This is a genomic window from Terrabacter sp. P2_E3 (assembly GCF_056403915.1).
Window position 1 is genome coordinate 204,014 of the sequence record NZ_JBFUEN010000002.1, and the last position, 26,171, is coordinate 230,184.

The window sequence follows — 26,171 nt, forward strand, 5'->3', positions numbered from 1 at the left end:
GGTCCTCGGCGGCGTGTCGCGACGCGCCTGCGAGGGCGAGGGTCTTGACGTCCGGCCCGCGGAGGGCCATATTCGTCGCGTTCGCATCGCGAGCTCCCGGTCCGGGGGGCGTGGCAGGTCACGTCGAGGGCGCCCGGTCGTTCGAGACCGGGTGGGCACCTCGGGAGACGATCTCCGTCCCTTGACCCGGCTGGACACTCCTGCCCTTTACCGGTAGGCTAGGCCTTTGCGCTGCCCATGCCCACCCTTCGCGACCTCGGTCAGGCCCAACACCATGCCATCCGGCATCCGGTATGACCTCGGGACCCGCGAGCGGAGCCATGCGGCAACGCGGATCTGAAGATTCGAAAAAGGCCCGTGGAAGGACCCTCCTTGGCTGCCTCGCGTACTGCGACGAACATGTCCACCGCACAGACCCCTTCGGGACGTCTGTCCTTCGCGAAGATTCGCGAACCACTCGAGGTCCCCGACCTCCTGGCGCTTCAGACGGAGAGCTTCGACTGGCTGCTCGGCAACGAGCGCTGGCAGGCTCGCGTCGCCGCGGCCAAGGCCGAGGGACGCACCGACGTCCCGGACCGGTCCGGGCTCGAGGAGATCTTCGAGGAGATCTCCCCGATCGAGGACTTCAGCGGCTCGATGTCGCTGTCGTTCCGCGACCACCGCTTCGAGGAGACCCGCAAGACGATCGAGTCGTGCAAGGAGCGCGACCAGACGTACGACGCACCGCTCTTCGTCACCGCCGAGTTCATGAACGCCCAGACGGGTGAGATCAAGAGCCAGACGGTCTTCATGGGCGACTTCCCGCTCATGACCGAGCGCGGCACCTTCATCATCAACGGCACCGAGCGTGTCGTCGTCTCGCAGCTCGTCCGCAGCCCGGGCGTCTACTTCGAGCGCACGCCCGACAAGACGTCCGACAAGGACATCTACACGGCCAAGATCATCCCGAGCCGCGGCGCCTGGCTCGAGTTCGAGATCGACAAGCGCGACATGGTCGGCGTCCGCGTCGACCGCAAGCGCAAGCAGTCGGTCACCGTCCTCCTCAAGGCCCTCGGCTGGACCGAGGCCCAGATCCTCGAGGAGTTCGGCGAGTTCGAGTCGATGCGCCTCACCCTGGAGAAGGACCACACCCAGGGCCAGGACGACGCGCTGCTCGACATCTACCGCAAGCTGCGCCCGGGCGAGCCGCCGACCAAGGAGGCCGCGCAGACCCTGCTCGACAACCTCTACTTCAACGGCAAGCGCTACGACCTCGCCAAGGTCGGCCGCTACAAGGTGAACAAGAAGCTCGGTCTCGACGCCTCGATCAACGACTCGACCCTGTCGATCGACGACATCGTCAAGACGATCAAGTTCATCGTCACGCTGCACGACGGCCAGGACTCGATGAAGGGCGTCAAGAACGCCGAGGAGATCGACGTCCGCGTCGAGGTCGACGACATCGACCACTTCGGCAACCGTCGCCTCCGCTCCGTCGGCGAGCTCATCCAGAACCAGGTCCGCACGGGCCTGTCGCGCATGGAGCGTGTCGTCCGCGAGCGCATGACGACGCAGGACGTCGAGGCGATCACCCCGCAGACCCTGATCAACATCCGCCCCGTGGTGGCCTCGATCAAGGAGTTCTTCGGCACGTCGCAGCTCTCGCAGTTCATGGACCAGAACAACCCGCTCGCGGGTCTGACGCACAAGCGTCGCCTGTCCGCGCTCGGCCCGGGTGGTATCTCCCGTGACCGCGCCCAGATGGAGGTCCGTGACGTCCACCCGTCGCACTACGGCCGCATGTGCCCGATCGAGACGCCGGAAGGCCCGAACATCGGCCTCATCGGCTCGCTCGCGTCCTACGGTCGCATCAACGCGTTCGGCTTCATCGAGACGCCGTACCGCAAGGTCACCGGCGGTCACGTGACCGACGACGTCGACTACCTGTCCGCCGACGAGGAGGACCGCTACGTCGTCGCCCAGGCCAACGCGCCGCTCGACAAGCAGAACAACTTCACCGAGGACCGCGTGCTCGTGCGCACCAAGGGTGGAGAGGTCGAGCTCGTCCCCGGCGACGAGGTCGACTACATGGACGTGTCGCCGCGCCAGATGGTCTCGGCCGCGACCGCGATGATCCCGTTCCTCGAGCACGACGACGCCAACCGTGCCCTCATGGGCGCCAACATGCAGCGTCAGGCCGTCCCGCTCGTCAAGAGCGAGGCGCCCATCGTCGGTACCGGCATGGAGTTCCGCGCCGCCCTCGACTCGGGCGACGTCGTCCGTGCCGAGAAGGCCGGTGTCGTCCAGGAGGTGTCGGCTGACCTCGTCACCGTCGCCAACGACGACGGCACGTACCAGACGTACCGCATCGCCAAGTTCGCGCGCTCCAACCAGGGCACGAGCTACAACCAGGTCGTCGTCGTCAACGAGGGCGACCGTCTCGAGGCCGGTGGCGTCATCGCCGACGGTCCCGCGACCGAGGGTGGCGAGATGGCGCTCGGGCGCAACCTGCTCGTGGCGTTCATGTCGTGGGAGGGCCACAACTACGAGGACGCGATCATCCTCAGCCAGCGTCTCGTCCAGGACGACGTCCTCTCCTCGATCCACATCGAGGAGCACGAGGTCGACGCCCGCGACACGAAGCTCGGCCCCGAGGAGATCACCCGGGACATCCCGAACGTCTCCGAGGAGGTCCTCGCCGACCTCGACGAGCGCGGCATCATCCGCGTCGGCGCCGAGGTCCGTGACGGCGACCTGCTCGTCGGCAAGGTCACGCCCAAGGGCGAGACCGAGCTGACGCCGGAGGAGCGCCTGCTGCGCGCCATCTTCGGTGAGAAGGCCCGCGAGGTCCGCGACACGTCGCTCAAGGTGCCCCACGGCGAGACCGGCACGGTCATCGGCGTCAAGGAGTTCCGTGCCGACCTGGGCGACGACCTGCCGCCCGGCGTCAACCAGCTCGTCCGCGTCTACGTGGCCAACAAGCGCAAGATCACCGACGGTGACAAGCTCGCCGGCCGCCACGGCAACAAGGGTGTCATCTCCAAGATCCTCCCGGTCGAGGACATGCCCTTCCTCGAGGACGGCACGCCGGTCGACGTCGTGCTCAACCCGCACGGTGTTCCCCGTCGTATGAACCTCGGCCAGATCCTCGAGCTGCACCTCGGCTGGGCCGCCTCGCGCGGCTGGAAGATCGAGGGCAGCCCGGAGTGGGCCAAGGAGATCGCGCCCGACGCGCACGAGGCCCCTGCGGGCACGCGCGTGGCGACGCCGGTCTTCGACGGTGCCTCCGAGGACGTCGTCACGGGTCTGCTCGACTCGACGCTCAAGACGCGCGACGGGGTTCGCCTCATCGACGCCTCGGGCAAGACGCGCCTCTTCGACGGCCGCTCCGGCGAGCCGTTCCCGGAGCCCGTCGCGGTCGGCTACATGTACATCCTCAAGCTCCACCACCTCGTCGACGACAAGATCCACGCTCGTTCGACCGGTCCGTACTCGATGATCACCCAGCAGCCGCTCGGCGGTAAGGCCCAGTTCGGTGGCCAGCGCTTCGGTGAGATGGAGGTCTGGGCCCTCGAGGCGTACGGCGCCGCCTACACGCTCCAGGAGCTGCTGACGATCAAGTCGGACGACGTTCCCGGCCGCGTGAAGGTCTACGAGGCCATCGTCAAGGGCGAGAACATCCCCGACTCGGGCATCCCGGAGTCGTTCAAGGTCCTCCTCAAGGAGATGCAGTCCCTGTGTCTCAACGTCGAGGTCCTGAGCAGCGACGGCACCACGATCGAGATGAAGGAGTCCGACGAGGAGGTCTTCCGCGCGGCGGAGGAGCTCGGCATCGACCTGAGCCGGCGTGAGCCGTCCAGCGTCGAAGAGGTCTGAGAAGGCCACCTAACGACAAGCGGTGCGTATGCCGCTGGGCCCGCTCAGCGGCATACGCCCCCTCGTCAACGAACACCACTCAGACCAAAGACTTAACGAGAGTTACGAGAGAAGGAACCACGTGCTCGACGTCAACTTCTTCGACGAGCTGCGCATCGGCCTCGCCACCGCGGAATCCATCCGCCAGTGGAGCCACGGCGAGGTCAAGAAGCCCGAGACCATCAACTACCGCACGCTCAAGCCCGAGAAGGAGGGCCTGTTCTGCGAGCGCATCTTCGGCCCCACCCGGGACTGGGAGTGCAACTGCGGCAAGTACAAGCGTGTCCGCTTCAAGGGCATCATCTGTGAGCGCTGTGGCGTCGAGGTCACGCGCGCCAAGGTGCGCCGTGAGCGGATGGGCCACATCGAGCTCGCCGCCCCCGTCACCCACATCTGGTACTTCAAGGGTGTCCCGAGCCGCCTCGGCTACCTGCTCGACCTGGCCCCGAAGGACCTCGAGAAGGTCATCTACTTCGCGGCCTACATGATCACGTCCGTCGACGAGGACCAGCGCCACGCTGACCTGCCGTCGCTCGAGGCGCAGATCCAGGTCGAGAAGAAGGAGATCGAGAACCGCCGCGACGCCGACGTCGAGTCGCGCGCGCAGCTGCTCGAGCGCAACGTCGCCGAGCTCGAGGCCGAGGGTGCCAAGGCCGACGCGAAGCGCAAGGTCCGCGACCAGGCCGAGCGCGAGATGAACAACATCCGCAAGCGTGCCGACCAGCAGGTCGAGCGCCTCGAGCAGGTCTGGGACCGCTTCAAGAACCTCAAGGTCCAGGACCTCGAGGGCGACGAGATCCTCTACCGCGAGATGCGTGACCGCTTCGGTCTGTACTTCGAGGGCGGCATGGGCGCCGCGGCGATCCAGAAGCGCCTCGAGTCCTTCGACCTCGACGCCGAGGCGGACCTCCTCCAGGAGATCATCGCCACCGGCAAGGGCCAGAAGAAGACCCGTGCGATCAAGCGCCTCAAGGTCGTCAACGCCTTCCAGATGACGACGAACCACCCGTCGGGCATGGTCCTCGACGCGATCCCGGTCATCCCCCCGGACCTGCGCCCGATGGTGCAGCTCGACGGTGGCCGCTTCGCGACCTCGGACCTCAACGACCTCTACCGTCGCGTCATCAACCGCAACAACCGCCTGAAGCGCCTGCTCGACCTCGGTGCCCCCGAGATCATCGTCAACAACGAGAAGCGCATGCTCCAGGAGGCCGTCGACAGCCTCTTCGACAACGGCCGTCGTGGTCGCCCGGTCACGGGCCCCGGCAACCGTCCGCTCAAGTCGCTGTCCGACATGCTCAAGGGCAAGCAGGGTCGTTTCCGCCAGAACCTTCTCGGCAAGCGCGTCGACTACTCCGGCCGTTCGGTCATCGTCGTCGGCCCGCAGCTGAAGCTGCACCAGTGCGGTCTGCCCAAGCAGATGGCGCTCGAGCTCTTCAAGCCGTTCGTGATGAAGCGTCTGGTCGACCTCGACCACGCGCAGAACATCAAGTCGGCCAAGCGCATGGTCGAGCGTGCTCGCCCGGTCGTGTGGGACGTCCTGGAAGAGGTCATCACGGAGCACCCGGTGCTGCTCAACCGCGCACCCACGCTGCACCGTCTCGGCATCCAGGCGTTCGAGCCGCAGCTCGTCGAGGGCAAGGCCATCCAGATCCACCCGCTCGTCTGCTCGGCCTTCAACGCCGACTTCGACGGTGACCAGATGGCCGTCCACGTGCCGCTGTCGGCAGAGGCGCAGGCCGAGGCCCGCATCCTCATGCTGTCGAGCAACAACATCCTCAAGCCGGCTGACGGTCGCCCCGTGACCATGCCGACCCAGGACATGATCACCGGCATCTACCACCTGACCGACGCGGTCGACGGTGGCGGCATCGGTGCGGGTCGCGCGTTCTCGTCCCCCTCGGAGGCCCGCATGGCCTTCGACCGTGGCGAGATCCTGCTCGGCTCGGCGATCAAGCTGCGCCTGACGGACGCGGTGCCCCCGGCCGGCTTCGAGCTGCCCGAGGGTGTCGAGGCCGGCGAGGACGGCATCGTCAAGAGCATCACGCTCGAGACGACGCTCGGCCGCGCGATCTTCAACGACACGCTGCCGCTCGACTACCCGTTCGAGAACCGCCCGGTCGACCGCAAGCGCCTCTCGGCGATCGTCAACGACCTCGCGGAGCGCTACTCCAAGGTCCAGGTCGCCGCGTCCCTCGACGCCCTGAAGGAGGCCGGTTTCCACTGGTCCACCCGCTCGGGCTGCACCGTCGCCATCTCCGACGTCACGACGCCGGACAACAAGACGGCGATCCTCGAGGGCTACGAGACGAAGGCCGCCAAGGTCCAGACGCAGTACGAGCGCGGTCTCATCACCGACGACGAGCGTCGTCAGGAGCTCGTCGAGATCTGGACGCAGGCGTCCAACCAGGTCGCCAAGGAGATGGAGACCAACTTCCCGCGCACGAACCCCATCTACCGGATGGTGTCCTCGGGTGCTGGTGGTAACTGGTTCCAGATCCGTCAGATCGCCGGTATGCGTGGCCTCATGGCCAACCCGAAGGGCGAGATCATCCCGCGCCCGATCAAGGCGAACTTCCGTGAGGGCCTCACGGTGCTCGAGTTCTTCATCTCGACGCACGGTGCCCGTAAGGGTCTGGCCGACACGGCTCTTCGTACCGCCGACTCGGGTTACCTCACGCGTCGTCTCGTCGACGTGTCGCAGGACGTCATCATCCGTGAGGACGACTGTGGCACCGAGCGCGGCCTCAAGCTGCCGATCGCCCAGGTCAACGAGACCACGGGCACCCGGTCGCCGAGCGAGGTCGTCGAGGCCTCGGTCTACGCCCGCACGCTGGCCGAGGACGTCGTCGTCGACGGCGAGACGCTCGCCGTGGCCGGCATCGACCTCGGTGACGTCGTCATCGACGCGCTGTACGCGGCGGGTGTCGACGAGGTCCGGATCCGTTCGGTCCTCACCTGCGACAGCAAGGTCGGCACGTGTGCGGCCTGCTACGGCCGGTCGCTCGCGACGGGCAAGCTCGTCGACATCGGCGAGGCCGTCGGCATCATCGCGGCCCAGTCGATCGGTGAGCCCGGCACGCAGCTGACGATGCGTACCTTCCACACCGGTGGTGCGGCCGCCGCCGACGACATCACCCAGGGTCTGCCGCGTGTCGTCGAGCTCTTCGAGGCGCGGACGCCCAAGGGTGTCGCCCCGATCGCCGAGGCCACCGGCCGCGTCGAGATCGAGGACACCGACAAGGCGCGTCGCGTCCTGCTCACGCCGGACGACGGCTCCGAGCAGCACGCCTACCCGGTGAGCAAGCGTTCGCGCCTGCTCGTCGGCGACGGTGACCACGTGACCGTGGGTGACAAGCTCGTCCAGGGCGCGATCGACCCCAAGCAGGTCCTTCGCATCCTCGGCCCGCGTGCCGCCCAGAAGCACCTCGTCGACGAGGTGCAGCGGGTCTACCGTCAGCAGGGTGTGTCGATCCACGACAAGCACATCGAGGTCATCGTCCGACAGATGCTGCGTCGCGTGACGATCATCGAGGCCGGCGACGCCGACCTGCTGCCCGGCGAGCTCGCCGAGCGTGGTCGCTTCGAGGAGGAGAACCGCAAGGTCATGGCCGAGGGTGGGCGTCCGGCTGCCGGTCGTCCCGAGCTCATGGGCATCACCAAGGCCTCGCTCGCGACCGAGTCGTGGCTGTCGGCCGCGTCCTTCCAGGAGACGACCCGCGTGCTCACGCAGGCCGCCATGGAGGCCAAGTCCGACCCGCTGCTCGGCCTCAAGGAGAACGTCATCCTCGGAAAGCTCATCCCTGCCGGCACGGGTCTGCCCCGCTACCGGAACGTCAAGGTCGAGCCCACCGAGGAAGCCAAGGCCGCGATGTACTCGCTGCCGAACTACGACGCCTACGACTACGCAGGCTTCGGTTCGGGCACCGGCGAGGCCATCCGTCTCGACGACGAGGCTCTCGGTCTCGACCAGTTCTGACCGGTCCCGTCCGCCGCGCGAGCGGCGGACGACGACCACCACGTATGCCGCTGGGCCGGCTCCCCGACCGGGGAGCCGGCCCTCGGCGTATCCGGGACGGGCGGTTGGTTTCAGCGCGCCGGAAACGGACAAATCGGACTAGTCTCTCGGGCGAGGTGAGAGTCCGGCGGCGCCAGGGCCGGCCGGCGACACCCTCGGGAGGTCGTCATGTTCGGAGCTCCTCGTTCGCTCAAGGTCGTCCGCGGCTCAACCGGCCCGCGTCGGGCGGTGCGCTGGCCGTTCCTCCTCGCGGTGGTCATGCTCGCCGTGGCCGCGCTCGTGGCGACGGCCCCACCGGGTTCCGGCGCCACCGTCTACTCAGCGCGCGACGCCGCCCTGCGCCGCGAGGTGGGCCGGCTCATGACCGACCCGAGCGTGACGGCCTCGACGGCGCACGTCGGAGTCGTGGTGGCCGACGCCTCCACGCGTACGCCGGTCTACGTCCGCTACGCCAACACCCCGCTCGCGCCGGCGTCGACGCAGAAGACGTTCACCGCCGCGGCGGCGATGTACACCCTCGGCAGCGGCTACCGCTGGCGCACCGACGTCTACGCCCCGTCGGCGCCGAACGGGGGAGTGGTCTCACGGCTCTACCTCAAGGGCAGCGGCGACCCGACGCTGCTCGAGCGCGACCTGACGTCGCTGGCGAGCTCACTGCGGGCCAAGGGGGTCACGCGGGTCACGGGTGACGTCGTCGGCGACGCGTCCGCCTTCGACGAGGTGCGTTACAACCCCTACTGGTCGACGTCGTACGCGTCGGGCTACTACGCCGCGCAGGTGTCGGCCCTGACGCTGGCACCCGACACCGACTACGACGCCGGCACCGTCATCGTCACCGCGACGCCCGGCACGAGCACCGCGAGCGCGCCGCGGCTCACCGTGACGCCGGCGTCCGCGGCCTCCCACGTGCGCCTGGTCAACAGGTCGCGCACCTCCGCCACCGGGTCCGCGACCACGATCTCGGTCGCCCGAACGGCAGGCACCAACACGCTGACCGTCACCGGCCAGGTGCCGCTCGAGCACTCGGCGGCCAAGAAGTGGGTCACCGTCGACGACCCCGCCCTCATGACCGCGCGTGCCCTGCGCGCGCGGCTCGTGGCCGCTGGCATCCGGGTCGACGGGACCGCCGTGCGTGGGAGGACGCCGGTCGGTCAGGCGCTGCTGGCACGGCACGCGTCGATGACCCTGGGGCAGCTGCTCGTGCCGTTCCTCAAGCTGAGCAACAACGGTCATGCCGAGGCCATCACGAAGACCCTCGGGGCCCGGTCAGGGCGCCCGGGCAGCTGGGCCGACGGCACGAAGGCGCTGCGCGACTACGCCGCTCGCATCGGGATCCCCATCGCGGGCCTGCGGTTCGTCGACGGCTCGGGACTCGCCCGGGCCGACCGCCTGACCCCCAACCAGCTCGCGAGCCTCCTCGACAAGGTCCAGCGCACGTCGTGGTGGCCCGCCTTCCGTGCCGCGCTGCCGGTCGCGGGGGCCGACCCGGTCCGATGGACCGGCGGGACCCTGGCGAGCCGCATGCGGGGAACCGCGGCTGCGGGCAACCTGCGCGCCAAGAACGGGAGCCTGACCGGCGTCACGTCTCTCGCGGGCTACGTCACGGGCGCTGACGGCCGCCGCTACGTCTTCGTCATGATGAGCAACTACTCCGCCACCTCGCCGCGACCGGTCGAGGACCGTCTCGGCGTGCTGCTCGCGCGCTGGCGCATGACCAACCGCTGAGCCGCGAGACCTGCTGCCTCGGTAGGGTGGTCGCATGACCGAGCCCACGGCCGACGTGCCGAACGCGCCCGAGACCGCCGAGCCCGCGGCGACCGAGCCCACCACCGACGCGCCTGGTGTCGAGTCTGCCGCGGAGCCCGCTGCCGGCCCGGCCGACCGTCGCACGGACGAGAGCGACAGCGGTCCCGCACCGACGATCATCGTGCTCACCGAGGAGGCGCTCAAGCCCGTCGACGTCGACAAGATCATCGGGCTGCACGAGGACGACGCGCCGACCTACCGGGTCCTCGTGCCCGCCGACACGGAGCGCAACCTGCTCAGCTCCTTCCTCAACCACCTCAGCCTCTTCGAGATGCGTGAGGCGCTCGACTCGCTGCGGCCTGTGGACCGGAGCGAGGCCCACACCGATGCCGACACCGCGCTGTCGACGACGCTGGCCGAGTTCGGGGGCCACGACGTCGTCGCGACCGGCGAGATCACCGCCGACGACCCCATGCCGACGCTCGTCGAGGAGGTGGCCCGCCTCGGCGCCCTCGAGGTCGTCGTCGTCACCGAGCCGCACGCCGTCGAGGACACCTTCCACACCGACTGGGCCTCCCGGGCCCGGGAGGCCCTCGGCGTGCCCGTGCTGCACATGTACGCCGGTGACTGGCGTCTGGGCTGACCGGGCGCGTCGGTGCCGTGCCGAGGTGCGCGCCGGACGGCATACCGCATCGGCCCCGTGGGGGCCGGTCTAACCGATTTGGTCGGCGTGCCGCGCCCCGGTACGCTTGAACACTGTGTCTGAGGCACGTACTCAGGCATGCGCGATGACGGCCTCGGTGCCCTGTCCGCCCGCTCACCGCGGGACGTGACATCACTGCGGTCCAGAGCACACCTTTCGCCGGGCAACCCTTCCCACCGACGGCCTCCCGGCCGTCGTGAAGCAGGGGAGTGCAGGGGGAAGTACCGGTTCCGACACACCCGACCTCGGGGGTCGAGGGGCCGAACAGTCAAGGAGCCGCCCGCCAGGGCGACTGACCACGAGCAACGTTATGGAGTAACCAGGTTGCCTACCATCAACCAGCTGGTCCGCAAGGGCCGCCAGGACAAGGCCAGCAAGGCCAAGACCCCGGCGCTCAAGGGTTCGCCCCAGCGCCGCGGTGTGTGCACCCGCGTGTACACCACCACCCCCAAGAAGCCGAACTCTGCCCTCCGCAAGGTCGCCCGCGTGCGCCTCAGCTCGGGCATCGAGGTCACGGCCTACATCCCCGGCGTCGGCCACAACCTGCAGGAGCACTCGATCGTGCTCGTGCGTGGTGGTCGTGTGAAGGACCTCCCGGGTGTGCGTTACAAGATCGTCCGCGGCACGCTCGACACCCAGGGTGTCAAGAACCGCAAGCAGGCTCGTAGCCGTTACGGCGCGAAGAAGGAGAAGAGCTGATGCCTCGTAAGGGACCCGCTCCGAAGCGCCCGCTCGTCGTCGACCCGGTCTACCAGAGCCCGCTCGTCACGCAGCTCGTCAACAAGATCCTCCTCGACGGCAAGAAGTCGATCGCCGAGATGATCGTCTACGGCGCCCTCGAGGGTGCTCGCCAGAAGACCGGCACCGACCCCGTCGCCACGCTCAAGCGTGCGCTCGACAACGTCAAGCCGGCCATGGAGGTCAAGAGCCGTCGCGTCGGTGGCGCGACCTACCAGGTGCCGATCGAGGTCAAGCCGAACCGCTCGACCACGCTCGCCCTCCGCTGGCTCGTCGGCTACTCGCGGCAGCGTCGCGAGAAGACGATGACCGAGCGCCTCATGAACGAGATCCTCGACGCGAGCAACGGCCTCGGTGCCGCTGTCAAGCGCCGCGAGGACACGCACAAGATGGCCGAGTCCAACAAGGCCTTCGCGCACTACCGCTGGTGACCCAGCGGTCCGGTCGGTATGCCGGGGAGCTCGCTCCACGGCATACCGCCGGGCACGCGCCCGCCCCGTCACATGACGGGGCCCACGGCGCCCACGATTTTCACTCCACGACGAATGAGACGAGAAACCTGACGTGGCACTCGACGTCCTGACGGACCTCAACAAGGTCCGCAACATCGGCATCATGGCGCACATCGACGCTGGCAAGACCACGGTGACGGAGCGCATCCTCTTCTACACCGGTGTCAACCACAAGATCGGTGAGACCCACGACGGTGCGTCGACGACCGACTGGATGGAGCAGGAGAAGGAGCGCGGCATCACGATCACGTCTGCCGCCGTGACCTCCTTCTGGGAGGGCACCCAGATCAACATCATCGACACCCCCGGACACGTGGACTTCACGGTCGAGGTCGAGCGCTCGCTGCGCGTCCTCGACGGTGCCGTCGCCGTGTTCGACGGCAAGGAGGGTGTCGAGCCGCAGTCCGAGACGGTGTGGCGTCAGGCCGACAAGTACGACGTGCCGCGCATCTGCTTCGTCAACAAGATGGACAAGCTCGGCGCCGACTTCTACTTCACCGTGGCGACCATCAAGGACCGCCTCGGTGCGGAGCCGCTCGTCATGCAGCTGCCGATCGGTGCCGAGAACGACTTCCTCGGTGTCATCGACCTCGTCTACATGCGTGCCCTCGTGTGGCCCGGCGACGCCAAGGGCGACGTGACCATGGGTGCCAAGTACGAGATCGCCGAGATCCCTGCCGACCTCCAGGCGAAGGCCGAGGAGTACCGCATGGCCCTCGTCGAGCGCGTCGCCGAGTCCGACGACGAGCTCATGGAGAAGTACCTCGGTGGCGAGGAGCTGACCCCCGAGGAGCTCAAGGCCGGCATCCGCAAGCTCACGGTCAACTCCGAGCTCTACCCGGTCTTCTGTGGCTCCGCGTTCAAGAACCGCGGCGTCCAGCCGATGCTCGACGCCGTCGTCGACTACCTCCCGTCGCCGCTCGACGTGCCGCCGATGATCGGTCACAAGCCGGGCGACGAGGCCGTCGAGCTGACCCGTGCGCCGTCCACCGAGGAGCCCTTCTCCGCGCTGGCGTTCAAGGTCGCGACGCACCCGTTCTTCGGCACGCTGACCTTCATCCGCGTCTACTCGGGCCACATCAGCTCGGGCACGAGCGTCATCAACTCGACCAAGGGCCGCAAGGAGCGCATCGGGAAGCTCTTCCAGATGCACGCCAACAAGGAGAACCCCGTGGAGGAGGCCCTCGCCGGCCACATCTACGCGGCCATCGGCCTCAAGGACACGACGACCGGCGACACGCTGTCGGACATCAACGAGCAGATCGTGCTCGAGTCGATGACCTTCCCGGACCCCGTCATCCAGGTCGCCATCGAGCCCAAGACCAAGGGCGACCAGGAGAAGCTCGGCACGGCCATCCAGAAGCTCTCGGCCGAGGACCCGACCTTCCAGGTCCACCACGACGAGGACACCGGCCAGACGATCATCGCCGGCATGGGCGAGCTGCACCTCGACATCCTCGTGGACCGCATGAAGCGCGAGTTCAAGGTCGAGGCCAACGTCGGCAAGCCGCAGGTGGCCTACCGCGAGACGATCCGCCGCGCCGTGCTCAAGTACGACTACACGCACAAGAAGCAGACCGGTGGCTCGGGCCAGTTCGCCAAGGTCCAGGTCAGCTTCGAGCCCCTGGGCGAGACCGAGGACGGCTCGATGTACGAGTTCGTCAACGGTGTCACCGGTGGTCGCGTCCCGCGTGAGTACATCCCGTCGGTCGACGCCGGCATCCAGGACGCCATGCAGTACGGCGTGCTCGCCGGGTACCCCCTCGTGGGCATCAAGGCGACCCTGAACGACGGCGCCTACCACGACGTCGACTCCTCGGAGATGGCGTTCAAGATCGCCGGCTCGATGGTCCTCAAGGAGGCCATCAGGCAGGCGGACCCCGTCCTGCTCGAGCCGATGATGGCCGTCGAGGTCCGTACGCCCGAGGACTACATGGGCGACGTCATCGGTGACATCAACTCCCGCCGTGGCCAGATCCAGGGCATGGAGGACATCAGCGGCGCCAAGGTCGTCAAGGGCCTCGTCCCGCTGTCCGAGATGTTCGGCTACGTCGGCGACCTGCGCTCCAAGACGCAGGGCCGCGCGAGCTTCTCCATGGAGTTCGACTCCTACGCAGAGGTCCCCAAGGCCGTTGCCGAGGAGATCATCAAGAAGACCCGCGGGGAGTGACTGCGGGACATCCCGTAGTCTCTTCCATCGGAAACCACCCCAACAGCGCCACGTCCTGCCCTGGTCGTACGGCGTAACACGAGATAGTCCTGAGGAGGACCACAGTGGCGAAGGCAAAGTTCGAGCGGACCAAGCCGCACGTCAACATCGGCACCATCGGTCACATTGACCACGGCAAGACGACGCTGACGGCTGCGATTTCCAAGGTTCTGCACGACAAGTACCCCGACCTGAACCCCCAGTTCGCGTTCGAGGACATCGACAAGGCTCCCGAGGAGCGCCAGCGCGGTATCACGATCTCGATCGCGCACATCGAGTACCAGACGGAGGGTCGTCACTACGCCCACGTCGACTGCCCGGGCCACGCTGACTACGTGAAGAACATGATCACGGGTGCGGCTCAGATGGACGGCGCGATCCTCGTGGTCGCCGCCACCGACGGCCCCATGCCGCAGACGAAGGAGCACGTCCTCCTGGCCCGCCAGGTCGGCGTCCCCTACATCGTCGTGGCGCTCAACAAGGCCGACATGGTCGACGACGAGGAGATCCTCGAGCTCGTCGAGATGGAGGTCCGTGAGCTCCTGTCGCAGTACGAGTTCCCGGGCGACGACCTCCCGGTCGTGCAGGTCTCGGCGCTCAAGGCGCTCGAGGGCGACGAGAAGTGGGGCCAGTCGGTCCTCGACCTCATGGACGCCGTCGACAACTCCATCCCGGAGCCCGAGCGCGACGTCGACAAGCCGTTCCTCATGCCCGTCGAGGACGTCTTCACGATCACCGGTCGTGGCACCGTCGTCACCGGTCGTATCGAGCGCGGCATCCTCAAGGTCAACGAGGAGATCGAGATCGTCGGCATCCACACCGGTCCGCCGGCCAAGACGACCGTCACGGGCGTCGAGATGTTCCGCAAGCTCCTCGACGAGGGTCGCGCCGGTGAGAACGTCGGTCTGCTCCTTCGTGGCACGAAGCGCGAGGACGTCGAGCGCGGGCAGGTCATCTGCAAGCCGGGCTCGATCACCCCGCACACGGACTTCGAGGCTCAGGTCTACATCCTCTCGAAGGACGAGGGCGGCCGTCACACGCCGTTCTACGACAACTACCGTCCGCAGTTCTACTTCCGTACGACGGACGTGACGGGTGTCGTGCACCTGCCCGAGGGCACCGAGATGGTCATGCCCGGCGACAACACCGACATGACGGTCGAGCTCATCCAGCCGATCGCCATGGAGGACGGCCTCAAGTTCGCCATCCGTGAGGGTGGCCGCACGGTCGGCGCCGGTCGCGTCACCAAGATCATCAAGTGATCTGACGCAGCACCAGCTTCACCTGCAGTTCCGGTAGGGCCCGTTCCGCTTCGGCGGGGCGGGCCCTACCGCTGTCCCGAGGGCACGCGGTCGCGGAACGCCCGACGGCCGGAGCGGCGTGGAGCGTCGGCGGCCGCTACCAGCGTCACTGCGCTTTCGTATGCCGTCGGCCGTCGGCCGCCGCCGATGCCGCTCGCGCCGTCGAGCGTCCCGCTCCTCGGTTCCGTATGCCGCGGGCACCCTCGGGCGCGCACGGCTGCCTCTCGCTCGGAGGTCAGGGTCTGGTGGCGGTGGTGTAGCGGACCTGTTGGGTGAGGTGCAGCTGGTCGTCGTCGCCCCGGTCCGCTTCCAGGGCGGTTGCGATCAGGGCCATGGCGTCCGGGAGCTCGCTGTCGGGGACGGAGGCCCAGAACTGGCGCATGCCGAGCGTCATCGTCCAGGCGCGCCAGGCGGCGGCGTCCGGGAGGGTGACGTCGAGCGGCTCGTCGTGGCTGTCGACGTCGGTGGCTCCTGCGGACTCGAGGAGCGCGGTCACCGAGTCCGTGGTGGCGAAGGGGCCGGTCCGACCGGTGGTGCGGGCGTCGAGCACCTGGGGCGGCGCATACGCCATGAGCACGGCCTCGGCGGCCGTCCAGGCAGGGTCGGTGGGACCGAAGGTCGACAGGCCGAGACGACCGCCGGGGCGCAGGAGGGCGATCCAGCCGCCGAGGGTCTCGGCGGGCTGGGGGTCGAAGAAGAGCACGAGAGACGCGGTGACGACGTCGAAGGTGTCGGGCGGCATCGTGTCCGGGGTGGCCTCACCCGTCCGGGTGTCGAGGGTGCTGACCGCTCGGGTCTCGGCCTCGGTGCGCAGCTGGTCGAGCATCGCGGCGGAGAGGTCGACCGCGGTGACGTGGCCGGTTGGCCCGACGGCGTCGACGAGCGGGAAGGTCGCGGCTCCGCGACCCGCGCCGACGTCGAGGGCGCGGTCACCGGGGCGGGGCGAGGTCAGCTCGACGAGGCGGGCACCGATGGGCCCGAACCACGGCACGCCGCTGCGGTCGTAGCCGGGAGCGAGCTGGTCGAAGAGCGCGGCGACGCCGGCGCGGCGTTCGGAGGGGTCCATGGCCCGATGGTCCTCCTCGCGGGGGCCGGCCGGCAGGTTGCGCGGCCGCCGATCCGGAGGAGCTACTGGCCGAGGGCGACGAGGACGACGGTGTCGGAGTCGGCGGCGAGGTAGGCCTTGGCGCGGAAGGATCCCTGGGCGAAGAGCGCGTCGAGCGAGGTAGAGCGGAGCAGCTGACCCGACGGCAGGGCGGAGCGGACGCCGTCCTCGACGTCGGGGGTCTCCGTGGTGGGCTCCGGGGAGGCTGCGCGGAGGGTGGTCGCCGTCTCGGGAGTGACCTCGACGACGGCGTCGATCCAGTACGTCGACGGTCCCGGTGCGTCGCCGCCGAGGGTCCCCGACATCCACGTCGCGGAAACCGGCGTGCCGAGCGCGCTGAAGCGCCTGGTCAGCGGCTCGAGGTCGGTGCGCACGTCTCCGGTGCCGGTCTTGGTCGCGCTGCTCACGGTGCTCCTCGTGCGGTCGGTGGCGGGGGTGGGGTCGGTGCTGCACCCCGCGGTGACGGTGACGGTCAGTGCGGCCGCGAGCGCGGCCAGGGCGGGGCGGGTCCTCATCGGCTGCTCCCTCGTTCGTCGGCTCGGTCCTCCCGACCCAGGCCCGGGGTGCGCTCGACATCCCCCGGTCCCACGTCGATGCTCGGCGGCGGCGAGCCGACCGGCCACGTGATCGTACGCGTGACGTCGCCGCTCGACGGGAAGGGCTTGGCCCAGCCGATCTCGGTGAAACGCCCGTTCTCGTTGTCGCCGGCGCCGCTCGCGATGTCGGACTGGTCGGGGTTGAAGTTGTAGTGGTCCTCGGCGTGCACGGTGACCTGCATCGAGACCTGGCCGTTCAGGGCGGTGACGTCGGCGCTGCTCCACTGCTGGTAGCCGCCGATCGTCTTCTGCCAGTTCTCGGTCGTCGGGTAGGCGGTCGCCGGGTGGGCGCCCCCGGTGATGCTGAAGTGCGAGTTGCCGTTGCGGACCATCTCGTCGACGGCCGCGGCGGTGCGGGCGACCTCCGAGTTGACGTTGGCCGCGATCGACGGGTCCTCCTGGTAGCCCTCCTCGTAGTCGAACCGCATCGGCTCGCCGTTGTTGTCCCAGTAGTGGGCATACATCGCCGTCGCGTCGTCGAGGTCCGACTTGACGATGCGGCCACCCTCGAGCTTCGCCATCCACTCGAGCTTGGCGATGTGGTCGTGCCAGTTCGAGTCCTTGGAGCCGTACTCGAACCCCTCGTCCCACTCGATGTCGGGCTTCGTCGGCTCACCGAAGTCGTAGCCGTCGACGGGGCCACCCGTGCCCGTCGTGGCAGGTGGCGGAGGAGAGGACGGGGTGGGCGCGGGTCCCGGCGACGGTGAGGGCGTGGGACCGAACGACATCGGGACGCCGGCGCCGAAGGGAACTCCGCCTGCGGTGCCGCCGGATCCGCTTGTCCCACCGCCGTTCCCGCTGGTACCGCGCTGCTTCGCGGCGTTCTCGCGCAGCTTCGCGCCGAGGCCGTGCAGGGCGCGCTCCAGTGCGTCGATGCTGGGGGCGGACGACCGCCAGTCGCCACGGAAGGAGTCGAAGTCCCTTCCGCCCCAAGCGGTTCCGAGCGCGCCGAACGCGTGGTCGACGGCGTTGCGTACCGCCCGGCACTCGCCCGCGAAGCGGTCGAGCTCGCCGGCGCTGCGATCGAGGACGTCAGGATCGGCGCCCTTCTTGTACACGACCACGGCTGATGCCCTCCCCGAGCTGTCGGCGTCCGTGGCGACCGAGGCGTGGCCGCTCCCCAAACCCTAGGCAGGGTGGGCCGGCTCGGCCAATGGGGAGCTCTCCCCGTCTCAGGCGGTCCGCGGCCGCCAGAACCACGGCGTCACATCGGCCAGGAGCGAGGCGATCTCGCGTCGGACCGGCTCCGCGTGCGGCACGGCGACCGGCTCACCGTCCCGGAGCACCTGCTCATCGAGGGCCACGTGCAGCGAGCGCAGCGTCCGCATCGTGTTGCTCGCCTCGGCGGGCACCGGGCCCGGAGATCCCGCTGCGAACATCGCGCGGGAGTGACCGAGCCACCCGATGGCCGTGGCCTCGTCGACGTCGTCGCGGGTCAGCACGAGGGCGATCGCGCAGGCGAGCCGATCGTCCTCCTGGTCGCGCCACACGGACGTCGTCGGTGCGACGAGCCGAAGACCCAGGGCGTCGAGCAGGGCCGCGGGGTCGCCGACACCGGCGGCGCCACACGCCCCGAAGAAGTCGGCGCCGTGCGCGACGGCGTGCACCCACCCGAGGACGGGGTCGTGCCCCCGGAGGTCCTGCTCGGAGACGTACCACCGGGTGACGTCCTCGACCCAGCCCTGCTCGAAGTCGCCGGCGGAGACGAGCGCGGCGAGGACGAGCGGCGCGAAGGCGCGCGCCTCCACCCGTGAGTGGTCGAGCCGCTCGAGCATCTCCACGGCGAGCCACGAGCGGTCGTCCGCGCCGAGGGCGCCCTCCTGCACGAGGCGCGCCAGGGCGGCATACGCCCTGTCGTCCCGCACCGCGGGGTCGGGGGAGGCCAGGTCGTCGACGAGGGAACGCAGCGTGGTCTCGGGCATGCGGGCGATCCTGCCACTCGCCCCCACGGCGTGGCCGCGCCGACGTTCGTTGCCGCCGGTGCGCCGATGCCGTATGACTGGCCGCAGGGTCTCGACAGGGGAGAGGGTGTCGGCGCGCCGCACCCGCCGTCCGGCAGGTGGCAGGGGATCCGGCCGTGGGAGAGGGAGCCGGTGGGCCTCGGTGCTCGGCGTCGTGCTGGCGCTCTCCGTGTCCGGGTGCGCCAAGGACGGCGGTTCCGCCTTCACCCTGCCTCAGGCGGGATCGCCAGCAGGTCCGTCGACCGGTGACCTGACGCCCCGGGCACCGACCGACCCAGGCCCGACCACCCCTTCGCCCGCCACGCCGGCCGCGACCGTGGCCACGGCGACGTCGGACCCTGCCGCGCCGGTGGTCGTCGCGGGTCGCGTCATGGCTCGGAGGGCGGGCCTGTCCTTCGAGGTGCCGGACGGGTGGCAGGCCATCGACCCGTCGTCCGCCACTCGCGCCGGAGCCTCCGTGCTGCCGGACTCGTTCCGGACGCTCGCCGAGCAGTCCGGGATGACCGCGGACGAGTTCATGAGGCGGGTCGGCACCGCCATCGACGTCATGGTCATGGGCCGCCCGCGCCACGGGTTCGCCGACAACGTGTCCGTCATCCCGACACCCGGCACCCGTCTGCCGAGTGCCGCCGACCTGCGCTCCCAGCTGGAGCTGGCCGGCGCCTCGGTCGACCGCGTCGACCGCACGACGACGGCGGTCGGCGAGGCCCTCGTCGCGAAGTCGCGGGTGCCCCTCGCGACGATGATCGTCGCGAGCCGGTCCCTCGCCGTCCAGCTGGACGGGCACGTCACCTACATCACCGTCTCGGCCTCCGACTGGGATGCCGCCGACGCCATCGCCGACGGCATCCTGCGGACCCTGCGCCGCGCCTGACCCCGCGCGCCCCCTCCGGCCCGGCCCGACCCGAGCCGCCGGCCGACCGGCGGATAGGGTCGGGAGCCATGGCGCACTCGTTCGACACCGACACCGAAGCCCAGGGCCTCATCGACTACGTCGACGCCTCACCGACGCCGTTCCACGCGTGCGAGCAGGCGGCGGCGCGGCTCGTCGCGGAGGGCTTCACCGAGGTCGTCGAGACCGAGCCGTGGCCCACCGAGCCGGGCCGGCGCTACCTCGTGCGGGGCGGGTCGCTCATCGCCTGGGACACCACCGGCGCGCACGGGGCCGGGGCCGGTCCCGCGGCGGGCTTCCGCGTCGTCGGGGCCCACACCGACAGCCCCAACCTGCGCGTCAAGCCCAACCCGGACCACGCGCGCGCCGGCTGGCAGATGCTCGGCATCGAGCCCTACGGCGGCCTCATCCTCAGCTCGTGGCTGGACCGCGACCTCGGACTCGCCGGCCGGGTCGCCGTGCGCGGCGCCGACGGCGTCGAGTCGCGGATCTTCCACGGGCGGGACGCGCTGCTGCGCGTCGCGCAGCTCGCCATCCACCTCGACCGCACCCAGAACGAGGCGCTCACCCTCAACAAGCAGGCCCACATGGAGCCGCTCTGGGGCGTCGGCGACGAGCCCGGCGACTTCGTCGGCTACCTCGCCGAGCAGGTCGGGGTCGACCGCGAGGACGTGCTGTCGTGGGACGTCATGACCCACCCGGTCCAGCCGTCCACCCGCCTCGGTCGGGCGCGGGAGCTCATCGCGGCCCCGCGCCTCGACAACCTCGCGACGTCGTATGCCGGTGTGCGGGCGCTGCTCGACGCCGTGGCCACCGAGCCCGCCCACGTGCCGGTCCTCGTGCTCTTCGACCACGAGGAGATCGGCAGCACGTCCGAGCGCGGCGCCACCTCGACGCTGCTGCCCTCGGTGCTCGAACGCATCGTCACGGCCGGCGGCGGCACCCGCGACGACTACTGGCGCGCCCTGGCAGCGACGGTCATCGCGTCCGGCGACATGGGCCACGCCACCCACCCCAACTACGCCGACCGCCACGAGCCGATGCACCAGATCCGCGTCAACGGCGGACCCGTGCTCAAGGTCAACACCAACCTGCGCTACGCGACCGACTCGGTCGGTGCGGCGGCGTTCCGCCTCGCCTGCGAGCAGGCCGGCGTCCCCATGCAGACCTTCGTGACCCGCAGCGACCTGCCGTGCGGGTCGACGGTCGGGCCGGTGACGTCGTCCCTGACGGGCGCGACGACCGTCGACTTCGGGGCGGCGGCCCTGTCGATGCACAGCACGCGCGAGCTCATGGGGGCCGAGGACCCGGCGATGTATGCCGGAGCGCTGAGCGCGTTCCTCGCCCCCGCCTGAGCACGCGGCGGGGGAGTCGCAGCACGCTCCCGCGGGACGGTCCGTGGCCACCCGGGCGCGACGGCATACGTCCTCGGCCGGGGTGGCTCCGTGCGGACCTGCTGCTGCGGGGTGCGATGATCAAGGCGTGGAGACCACGCTCGTCGTGCCGGACCGGCCGACCCTCGTCTACGACGCCGACTGCGGGTTCTGCACGCGCAGCGTGCGGTTCATCGAGCGATGGGTCGACCGGCGCCAGCGCTACGACGTGCGTCCCTGGCAGTCGCTCGACCTCGCCGCAGTGGGACTCACCGCGCAGGACTGTGACGAGGCGGCCCAGTTCATCACCGCCGACGGCCGCGTCCTATCGGGTCACCGCGCGATCGCGAGCGCCGCGACCCACGGCGCCCCGGCCTGGCGACCTGCCGGCCACCTCCTCATGGCGCCGGGGATCTCGTGGGTGGCCGCCAAGGCCTACCGCTGGGTGGCCGCGCACCGGCACCAGCTGCCGGGTGGCACCGCCGCGTGCGCCCGCCCTGCCGCCTGACGACGCGCCACGTGCACGGCCCTGCAGTGACGGCCCGGCTCGATTTGATAGTGCGGTGCGCGCTCTGGCACACTGTTCAGGTTGCTTGACGCGCGTCGCTGACCCATGTCGGTGCCGCCGCCCCTTGAGAGCCTCCTGACGGGGACTCGCCCGGACTCCTCTCGGAGGCCCGAGGGAAGCGCAAGTTACCCGGTTCGGCCGGGCAATCCACACGAAAGTGGCACTCAGGTGCGCACCTTTCACCGCGAAGCGGGCGCGACACGCCCGACCTCGGGGGTCGGATGGCCAAGGGAACCGGTAGTCAGAAGCGAGAGAGAGACGTTCATCAGATGGCGGGACAGAAGATCCGCATCCGGCTGAAGTCGTACGACCACGAGGTCATCGACAACTCGGCGCGGAAGATCGTTGACACAGTGACGCGCGCCGGCGCGACCGTGGTGGGACCCGTCCCGCTGCCGACGGAGAAGAACGTCTTCGTCGTCATCCGGTCGCCGCACAAGTACAAGGACAGCCGCGAGCACTTCGAGATGCGCACGCACAAGCGCCTCATCGACATCATCGACCCGACGCCCAAGGCCGTCGACTCGCTGATGCGTCTCGACCTGCCGGCGGACGTCAACATCGAGATCAAGCTCTGAGGCGGTTGTAGAGATGACTGTTGCTCAGAAGAACGTCAAGGGCGTGCTCGGCGAGAAGCTCGGCATGACCCAGGTGTGGGACGCAGACAACAAGCTCGTCCCCGTGACCGTGGTCAAGGCCGGCCCCTGCGTCGTGACGCAGGTGCGTGCCGACGAGACCGACGGCTACTCCGCGGTCCAGATCGCCTTCGGTGCGATCGACCCGCGCAAGGTGAACAAGCCCATGAGCGGCCACTTCGAGAAGGCCGGCGTCACGCCGCGCCGTCACCTCGTCGAGCTCCGCACGGCCGACGCCGCCGCCTACGAGCTCGGCCAGGAGATCACGGCCGAGTCCTTCGAGGCCGGCCAGCGCGTCGACGCGACGGGCACGACCAAGGGCAAGGGCTTCGCCGGTGTCATGAAGCGTCACGGCTTCCACGGCGTCAGCTCCTCCCACGGTTCGCACCGCAACCACCGCAAGCCAGGCTCCATCGGCGGCTGCTCGACCCCGGGCCGTGTCTTCAAGGGCATGCGCATGGCTGGTCGCATGGGTGGCGTTCGCCAGACGACCCAGAACCTCCAGATCCACGCCGTTGACGCCGAGAAGGGCCTCCTGCTCATCAAGGGTGCCGTTCCCGGCCCCCGCGGTGGCATCGTCCTGATCCGTACGGCTGCGAAGGGTGCATGATCCACATGGCCACGAAGACCCCCACGCTTCCCGCTGACATCTTCGACGTCCAGACCAACGTCCCGCTGATCCACCAGGTCGTGGTGGCGCAGCTCGCGGCCGCTCGTCAGGGCACGCACTCGACGAAGACCCGCGGCGAGGTCCGCGGCGGTGGGCGCAAGCCCTACCGCCAGAAGGGCACCGGTCGCGCCCGTCAGGGCTCGACCCGCGCCCCGCAGTTCGCCGGCGGTGGCGTCGTCCACGGCCCGCAGCCGCGTGACTACTCGCAGCGCACCCCCAAGAAGATGAAGGCCGCCGCCCTGCGCGGTGCCCTCTCCGACCGGGCCCGCTTCGACCGCATCCACGTCGTCGACTCCATCGTCTCGGGCGACCTGCCCTCGGCGAAGGACGCCGCCGCGCTGCTCGCCGGTCTGACCGAGCGCCCCAACCTGCTCGTCGTGCTCGAGCGCGGTGACGAGGTGGCGTTCAAGTCGGTCCGCAACCTGCAGAACGTCCACGTCCTGGTCGCCGACCAGCTCAACACGTACGACGTCCTGTGCGCCGACGACATCGTCTTCACCCAGGCCGCCCTCGACGCGTTCGTCGCCGGTCCCGTGAAGGCTGACAAGGCCGACAAGGAGGCCACCAAGTGAGCATCCACACCAAGGACCCCCGCGACATCCTGATCGCGCCGGTCGTCTCCGAGAAGTCGTACGGTCTGCTCGACGAGGGCAAGTACACCTTCATCGTCGACCCCCGTGCGAACAAGACGGAGATCAAGATCGCCATCGAGCAGATCTTCAACGTCAAGGTCGACAAGGTCCACACCCTGAACCGTCAGGGCAAGACCCGTCGCACCCGTTTCGGCCTCGGCAAGCGCAAGGACACCAAGCGTGCGATCGTCTCCCTCCGCGAGGGAACGATCGACATCTTCGGTGCGGGCGCCTGAGATCGACGAAGAATAAGGACACACGAACATGGGTATCCGTAAGTACAAGCCGACCACGCCGGGCCGTCGTGGCTCGTCGGTCGCCGACTTCGTCGAGATCACGCGTTCCACCCCGGAGAAGTCGCTCGTCCGCCCCCTGTCGAAGACGGGTGGCCGCAACAACGCTGGCCGCATCACCACGCGTCACATCGGTGGTGGCCACAAGCGTGCCTACCGCGTCATCGACTTCCGTCGCCATGACAAGGACGGCGTGCCGGCCAAGGTCGCTCACATCGAGTACGACCCCAACCGCACCGCGCGCATCGCGCTCGTCCAGTACTCCGACGGCGAGAAGCGCTACATCCTGGCTCCGAACAAGCTGAAGCAGGGCGACCCGATCGAGAACGGCCCCGCGGCCGACATCAAGCCGGGCAACTCGCTTCCGCTGCGCAACATCCCGGTGGGTACGGTCGTCCACGCGATCGAGCTCAAGCCCGGTGGCGGCGCGAAGATCGCCCGCTCCGCGGGTGCTCGCGTGCAGCTCGTCGCCAAGGACGGCCCCTACGCCCAGCTGCGTATGCCGTCCGGTGAGATCCGCAACGTCGACGCGCGCTGCCGCGCGACCGTCGGCGAGGTGGGCAACGCCGAGCAGAGCAACATCAACTGGGGCAAGGCCGGCCGCATGCGCTGGAAGGGCAAGCGCCCGACCGTCCGTGGTGTCGCCATGAACCCGGTCGACCACCCGCACGGTGGTGGTGAGGGCAAGACGTCCGGTGGACGTCACCCCGTCAGCCCGTGGGGTCAGGCCGAGGGCCGGACCCGCAAGGGACACAAGGAAAGCGACAAGCTCATCGTTCGTCGCCGCCGTACTGGCAAGAAGCGCTGATAAGGAGCCTTTGGAATGCCTCGTAGCCTGAAGAAGGGCCCCTTCATCGACGACCACCTTCAGAAGAAGGTGGACGCCCAGAACGAAGCGGGCACCAAGAACGTCATCAAGACCTGGTCGCGTCGTTCGGTCATCAGCCCGGACATGCTGAGCCACACCTTCGCCGTCCACGACGGCCGCAAGCACGTCCCGGTGTTCGTCACCGAGTCGATGGTCGGCCACAAGCTCGGCGAGTTCGCACCGACCCGCACGTTCAAGGGTCACGTGAAGGACGACAAGAAGGGTCGTCGTCGCTGATGGCCACCGAATCCAAGGAAGAAGTCATGGAAGCCAAGGCTTCGGCGCGGCACGTCCGTGTCAGCCCGCAGAAGGCTCGCCGTGTCGTGGACCTGATCCGCGGCAAGGCCGCCACCGACGCCGTCACGGTGCTCACCTTCGCCCCGCAGTCGGCCTCCGAGCCGGTCAAGAAGGTGCTCGAGAGCGCCATCGCCAACGCGCGGGTCAAGGCTGACCGCGAGTCGGTCGCCTTCGACGAGCGCAACCTCGTCATCACGGCCGCGTTCGTGGACGAGGGCCCGACGATGAAGCGATTCCGGCCGCGCGCCCAGGGCCGCGCCGGTCGCATCAACAAGCGCACGAGCCACATCACCGTGGTCGTCACGCAGCCGGAGAACACGAAGGGAGCCCGCTGATGGGTCAGAAGGTCAACCCGCACGGCTTCCGTCTGGGCATCACCACCGACCACAAGAGCCGCTGGTTCGCAGACTCGACGAAGTCGGGTCAGCGCTACCGCGACTACGTCAAGGAAGATGTCTCGATCCGTCGCCTGATGGAGAAGGGCATGGAGCGCGCCGGCATCGCATCGGTCGAGATCGAGCGCACCCGTGACCGCGTCCGCGTGGACATCCACACCGCCCGCCCCGGCATCGTCATCGGTCGCCGCGGCGCCGAGGCCGACCGCATCCGCGGTGAGCTCGAGAAGCTCACGGGCAAGCAGGTCCAGCTCAACATCCTCGAGGTCAAGAACCCCGAGATCGTGTCGCAGCTGGTCGCCCAGGGCATCGCCGAGCAGCTCTCGGCCCGTGTCGCGTTCCGTCGCGCCATGCGCAAGGGCATGCAGTCCGCCCAGCGCGCCGGCGCCAAGGGCATCCGCGTGCAGGTCTCCGGCCGTCTCAACGGCGCCGAGATGAGCCGCACCGAGTTCTACCGCGAGGGCCGCGTCCCGCTGCACACCCTGCGTGCGCAGATCGACTACGGCTTCTACGAGGCCCGCACCACGTTCGGCCGCATCGGCGTCAAGGTGTGGATCTACAAGGGCGACATGACGGCCAAGGAGCTCGCTGCCCAGCAGGCCGCCGCTCCGCGCCCGTCGCGTGGTCCGCGTCGTGACGGCGGTGACCGTCCGAACCGCGCCCGTCGTGGTGACCGCAACGAGACCGCCGCTGCTCCGGCAGTGAACGAGACCGCTGCTGCCGAGGCCCCCGCCGCGGCCAGCACCGAGAATGAGCAGGCCTGAC

The 26,171-nt window shown here is 69.1% G+C and carries 23 protein-coding genes; 19 read left to right on the top strand and 4 right to left on the bottom strand.

Annotated elements, in window-relative coordinates:
• The first annotated feature begins 372 nt into the window (after nucleotides 1-372).
• The 8 genes from rpoB to tuf all read left to right on the top strand — a co-directional run bounded on the left by rpoB (nucleotide 373) and on the right by tuf (nucleotide 15,082).
• On the top strand, nucleotides 373-3,855 hold the full coding sequence (rpoB, locus tag AC1DW8_RS02755; RefSeq protein WP_056822101.1) for a DNA-directed RNA polymerase subunit beta: 3,483 nt from the start codon (nucleotides 373-375) through the stop codon (nucleotides 3,853-3,855).
• 121 nt (nucleotides 3,856-3,976) lie between these two features.
• Nucleotides 3,977-7,873: a DNA-directed RNA polymerase subunit beta' gene (locus tag AC1DW8_RS02760; RefSeq protein WP_020143258.1), complete on the top strand. Its 3,897-nt coding sequence runs from the start codon at nucleotides 3,977-3,979 to the stop codon at nucleotides 7,871-7,873.
• A gap of 207 nt (nucleotides 7,874-8,080) precedes the next feature.
• Nucleotides 8,081-9,637, top strand: a complete 1,557-nt coding sequence (gene dacB / locus AC1DW8_RS02765) for a D-alanyl-D-alanine carboxypeptidase/D-alanyl-D-alanine endopeptidase (protein ID WP_056771108.1) — start codon at nucleotides 8,081-8,083, stop codon at nucleotides 9,635-9,637.
• A 34-nt stretch (nucleotides 9,638-9,671) separates the two neighbouring features.
• Nucleotides 9,672-10,301 (top strand): hypothetical protein, encoded by a 630-nt coding sequence (locus tag AC1DW8_RS02770; protein WP_082619361.1) that lies wholly within the window; start codon nucleotides 9,672-9,674, stop codon nucleotides 10,299-10,301.
• 384 nt (nucleotides 10,302-10,685) lie between these two features.
• A complete protein-coding gene (gene rpsL / locus AC1DW8_RS02775; protein ID WP_020143255.1) occupies nucleotides 10,686-11,060 on the top strand; it encodes a 30S ribosomal protein S12 in 375 nt (124 codons plus the stop codon).
• Complete coding sequence (gene rpsG, locus AC1DW8_RS02780) at nucleotides 11,060-11,530, top strand: 30S ribosomal protein S7 (protein WP_020143254.1); 471 nt, start codon at nucleotides 11,060-11,062, stop codon at nucleotides 11,528-11,530. The genes rpsL and rpsG overlap by 1 nt, the downstream gene beginning before the upstream one ends.
• Before the next feature lie 133 nt (nucleotides 11,531-11,663).
• Nucleotides 11,664-13,781 (top strand): elongation factor G, encoded by a 2,118-nt coding sequence (gene fusA / locus AC1DW8_RS02785; protein ID WP_056771105.1) that lies wholly within the window; start codon nucleotides 11,664-11,666, stop codon nucleotides 13,779-13,781.
• Between the two features lie 104 nt (nucleotides 13,782-13,885).
• Nucleotides 13,886-15,082 carry an elongation factor Tu gene (tuf, locus tag AC1DW8_RS02790; RefSeq protein ID WP_020143252.1) on the top strand — a complete coding sequence of 399 codons (1,197 nt, stop codon included), beginning with the start codon at nucleotides 13,886-13,888 and terminating at the stop codon, nucleotides 15,080-15,082.
• Between the two features lie 274 nt (nucleotides 15,083-15,356).
• Here tuf and AC1DW8_RS02795 read toward each other — a convergent pair whose 3' ends face one another.
• The 4 genes from AC1DW8_RS02795 to AC1DW8_RS02810 all read right to left on the bottom strand — a co-directional run bounded on the left by AC1DW8_RS02795 (nucleotide 15,357) and on the right by AC1DW8_RS02810 (nucleotide 18,744).
• Entirely contained in the window at nucleotides 15,357-16,187 is an 831-nt protein-coding gene (locus AC1DW8_RS02795; protein ID WP_056771102.1) for a class I SAM-dependent methyltransferase, read from the bottom strand.
• 62 nt (nucleotides 16,188-16,249) lie between these two features.
• Nucleotides 16,250-16,741: a hypothetical protein gene (locus AC1DW8_RS02800; RefSeq protein ID WP_056771099.1), complete on the bottom strand. Its 492-nt coding sequence runs from the start codon at nucleotides 16,739-16,741 to the stop codon at nucleotides 16,250-16,252.
• Nucleotides 16,738-17,886, bottom strand: coding sequence for a WXG100 family type VII secretion target (locus tag AC1DW8_RS02805; RefSeq protein ID WP_478091704.1), 1,149 nt, complete (start codon nucleotides 17,884-17,886; stop codon nucleotides 16,738-16,740). Before AC1DW8_RS02805 ends, AC1DW8_RS02800 begins: the two co-directional genes overlap by 4 nt.
• A gap of 108 nt (nucleotides 17,887-17,994) precedes the next feature.
• Entirely contained in the window at nucleotides 17,995-18,744 is a 750-nt protein-coding gene (locus tag AC1DW8_RS02810; RefSeq protein WP_056771093.1) for a DUF2785 domain-containing protein, read from the bottom strand.
• Between the two features lie 409 nt (nucleotides 18,745-19,153).
• Here AC1DW8_RS02810 and AC1DW8_RS02815 point away from each other — a divergent pair, with 409 nt between their 5' ends.
• The 11 genes from AC1DW8_RS02815 (at nucleotide 19,154) to rpsC (ending at nucleotide 26,170) form a co-directional block, all read left to right on the top strand.
• On the top strand, nucleotides 19,154-19,657 hold the full coding sequence (locus tag AC1DW8_RS02815) for a hypothetical protein (RefSeq protein ID WP_157623280.1): 504 nt from the start codon (nucleotides 19,154-19,156) through the stop codon (nucleotides 19,655-19,657).
• Nucleotides 19,658-19,725: 68 nt separating this feature from the next.
• Complete coding sequence (locus AC1DW8_RS02820) at nucleotides 19,726-21,030, top strand: M18 family aminopeptidase (RefSeq protein WP_056771089.1); 1,305 nt, start codon at nucleotides 19,726-19,728, stop codon at nucleotides 21,028-21,030.
• A 127-nt stretch (nucleotides 21,031-21,157) separates the two neighbouring features.
• Entirely contained in the window at nucleotides 21,158-21,556 is a 399-nt protein-coding gene (locus tag AC1DW8_RS02825; protein WP_200961744.1) for a thiol-disulfide oxidoreductase DCC family protein, read from the top strand.
• 329 nt (nucleotides 21,557-21,885) lie between these two features.
• On the top strand, nucleotides 21,886-22,194 hold the full coding sequence (gene rpsJ / locus AC1DW8_RS02830) for a 30S ribosomal protein S10 (protein ID WP_009775966.1): 309 nt from the start codon (nucleotides 21,886-21,888) through the stop codon (nucleotides 22,192-22,194).
• A gap of 13 nt (nucleotides 22,195-22,207) precedes the next feature.
• Nucleotides 22,208-22,861: a 50S ribosomal protein L3 gene (gene rplC, locus AC1DW8_RS02835; RefSeq protein ID WP_056822086.1), complete on the top strand. Its 654-nt coding sequence runs from the start codon at nucleotides 22,208-22,210 to the stop codon at nucleotides 22,859-22,861.
• Nucleotides 22,858-23,493 (top strand): 50S ribosomal protein L4, encoded by a 636-nt coding sequence (gene rplD / locus AC1DW8_RS02840; RefSeq protein ID WP_056752799.1) that lies wholly within the window; start codon nucleotides 22,858-22,860, stop codon nucleotides 23,491-23,493. Before rplC ends, rplD begins: the two co-directional genes overlap by 4 nt.
• Nucleotides 23,490-23,789: a 50S ribosomal protein L23 gene (gene rplW, locus AC1DW8_RS02845; protein WP_056771080.1), complete on the top strand. Its 300-nt coding sequence runs from the start codon at nucleotides 23,490-23,492 to the stop codon at nucleotides 23,787-23,789. The genes rplD and rplW overlap by 4 nt, the downstream gene beginning before the upstream one ends.
• A gap of 28 nt (nucleotides 23,790-23,817) precedes the next feature.
• Complete coding sequence (rplB, locus tag AC1DW8_RS02850) at nucleotides 23,818-24,654, top strand: 50S ribosomal protein L2 (protein WP_020143241.1); 837 nt, start codon at nucleotides 23,818-23,820, stop codon at nucleotides 24,652-24,654.
• A 15-nt stretch (nucleotides 24,655-24,669) separates the two neighbouring features.
• On the top strand, nucleotides 24,670-24,951 hold the full coding sequence (gene rpsS, locus AC1DW8_RS02855) for a 30S ribosomal protein S19 (protein ID WP_020143240.1): 282 nt from the start codon (nucleotides 24,670-24,672) through the stop codon (nucleotides 24,949-24,951).
• A gap of 26 nt (nucleotides 24,952-24,977) precedes the next feature.
• Entirely contained in the window at nucleotides 24,978-25,346 is a 369-nt protein-coding gene (gene rplV, locus AC1DW8_RS02860; RefSeq protein WP_020143239.1) for a 50S ribosomal protein L22, read from the top strand.
• Complete coding sequence (rpsC, locus tag AC1DW8_RS02865) at nucleotides 25,346-26,170, top strand: 30S ribosomal protein S3 (RefSeq protein ID WP_020143238.1); 825 nt, start codon at nucleotides 25,346-25,348, stop codon at nucleotides 26,168-26,170. The genes rplV and rpsC overlap by 1 nt, the downstream gene beginning before the upstream one ends.
• Nucleotide 26,171: the final 1 nt, after the last annotated feature.

Excerpts from the sequence above, each read along its gene's own strand:
- dacB (WP_056771108.1), top strand. The coding sequence starts at position 8,081 with ATGTTCGGAGCTCCTCGTTCGCTCAAGGTCGTCCGCGGCTCAACCGGC.
- AC1DW8_RS02770 (WP_082619361.1), top strand. The coding sequence starts at position 9,672 with ATGACCGAGCCCACGGCCGACGTGCCGAACGCGCCCGAGACCGCCGAG.
- rpsG (WP_020143254.1), top strand. The coding sequence starts at position 11,060 with ATGCCTCGTAAGGGACCCGCTCCGAAGCGCCCGCTCGTCGTCGACCCG.
- AC1DW8_RS02795 (WP_056771102.1), bottom strand. The coding sequence starts at position 16,187 with ATGGACCCCTCCGAACGCCGCGCCGGCGTCGCCGCGCTCTTCGACCAG.
- AC1DW8_RS02800 (WP_056771099.1), bottom strand. The coding sequence starts at position 16,741 with ATGAGGACCCGCCCCGCCCTGGCCGCGCTCGCGGCCGCACTGACCGTC.
- AC1DW8_RS02810 (WP_056771093.1), bottom strand. The coding sequence starts at position 18,744 with ATGCCCGAGACCACGCTGCGTTCCCTCGTCGACGACCTGGCCTCCCCC.
- AC1DW8_RS02815 (WP_157623280.1), top strand. The coding sequence starts at position 19,154 with ATGGCTCGGAGGGCGGGCCTGTCCTTCGAGGTGCCGGACGGGTGGCAG.
- AC1DW8_RS02820 (WP_056771089.1), top strand. The coding sequence starts at position 19,726 with ATGGCGCACTCGTTCGACACCGACACCGAAGCCCAGGGCCTCATCGAC.
- rpsJ (WP_009775966.1), top strand. The coding sequence starts at position 21,886 with ATGGCGGGACAGAAGATCCGCATCCGGCTGAAGTCGTACGACCACGAG.
- rplC (WP_056822086.1), top strand. The coding sequence starts at position 22,208 with ATGACTGTTGCTCAGAAGAACGTCAAGGGCGTGCTCGGCGAGAAGCTC.
- rplD (WP_056752799.1), top strand. The coding sequence starts at position 22,858 with ATGATCCACATGGCCACGAAGACCCCCACGCTTCCCGCTGACATCTTC.
- rplB (WP_020143241.1), top strand. The coding sequence starts at position 23,818 with ATGGGTATCCGTAAGTACAAGCCGACCACGCCGGGCCGTCGTGGCTCG.
- rpsS (WP_020143240.1), top strand. The coding sequence starts at position 24,670 with ATGCCTCGTAGCCTGAAGAAGGGCCCCTTCATCGACGACCACCTTCAG.
- rplV (WP_020143239.1), top strand. The coding sequence starts at position 24,978 with ATGGAAGCCAAGGCTTCGGCGCGGCACGTCCGTGTCAGCCCGCAGAAG.
- rpsC (WP_020143238.1), top strand. The coding sequence starts at position 25,346 with ATGGGTCAGAAGGTCAACCCGCACGGCTTCCGTCTGGGCATCACCACC.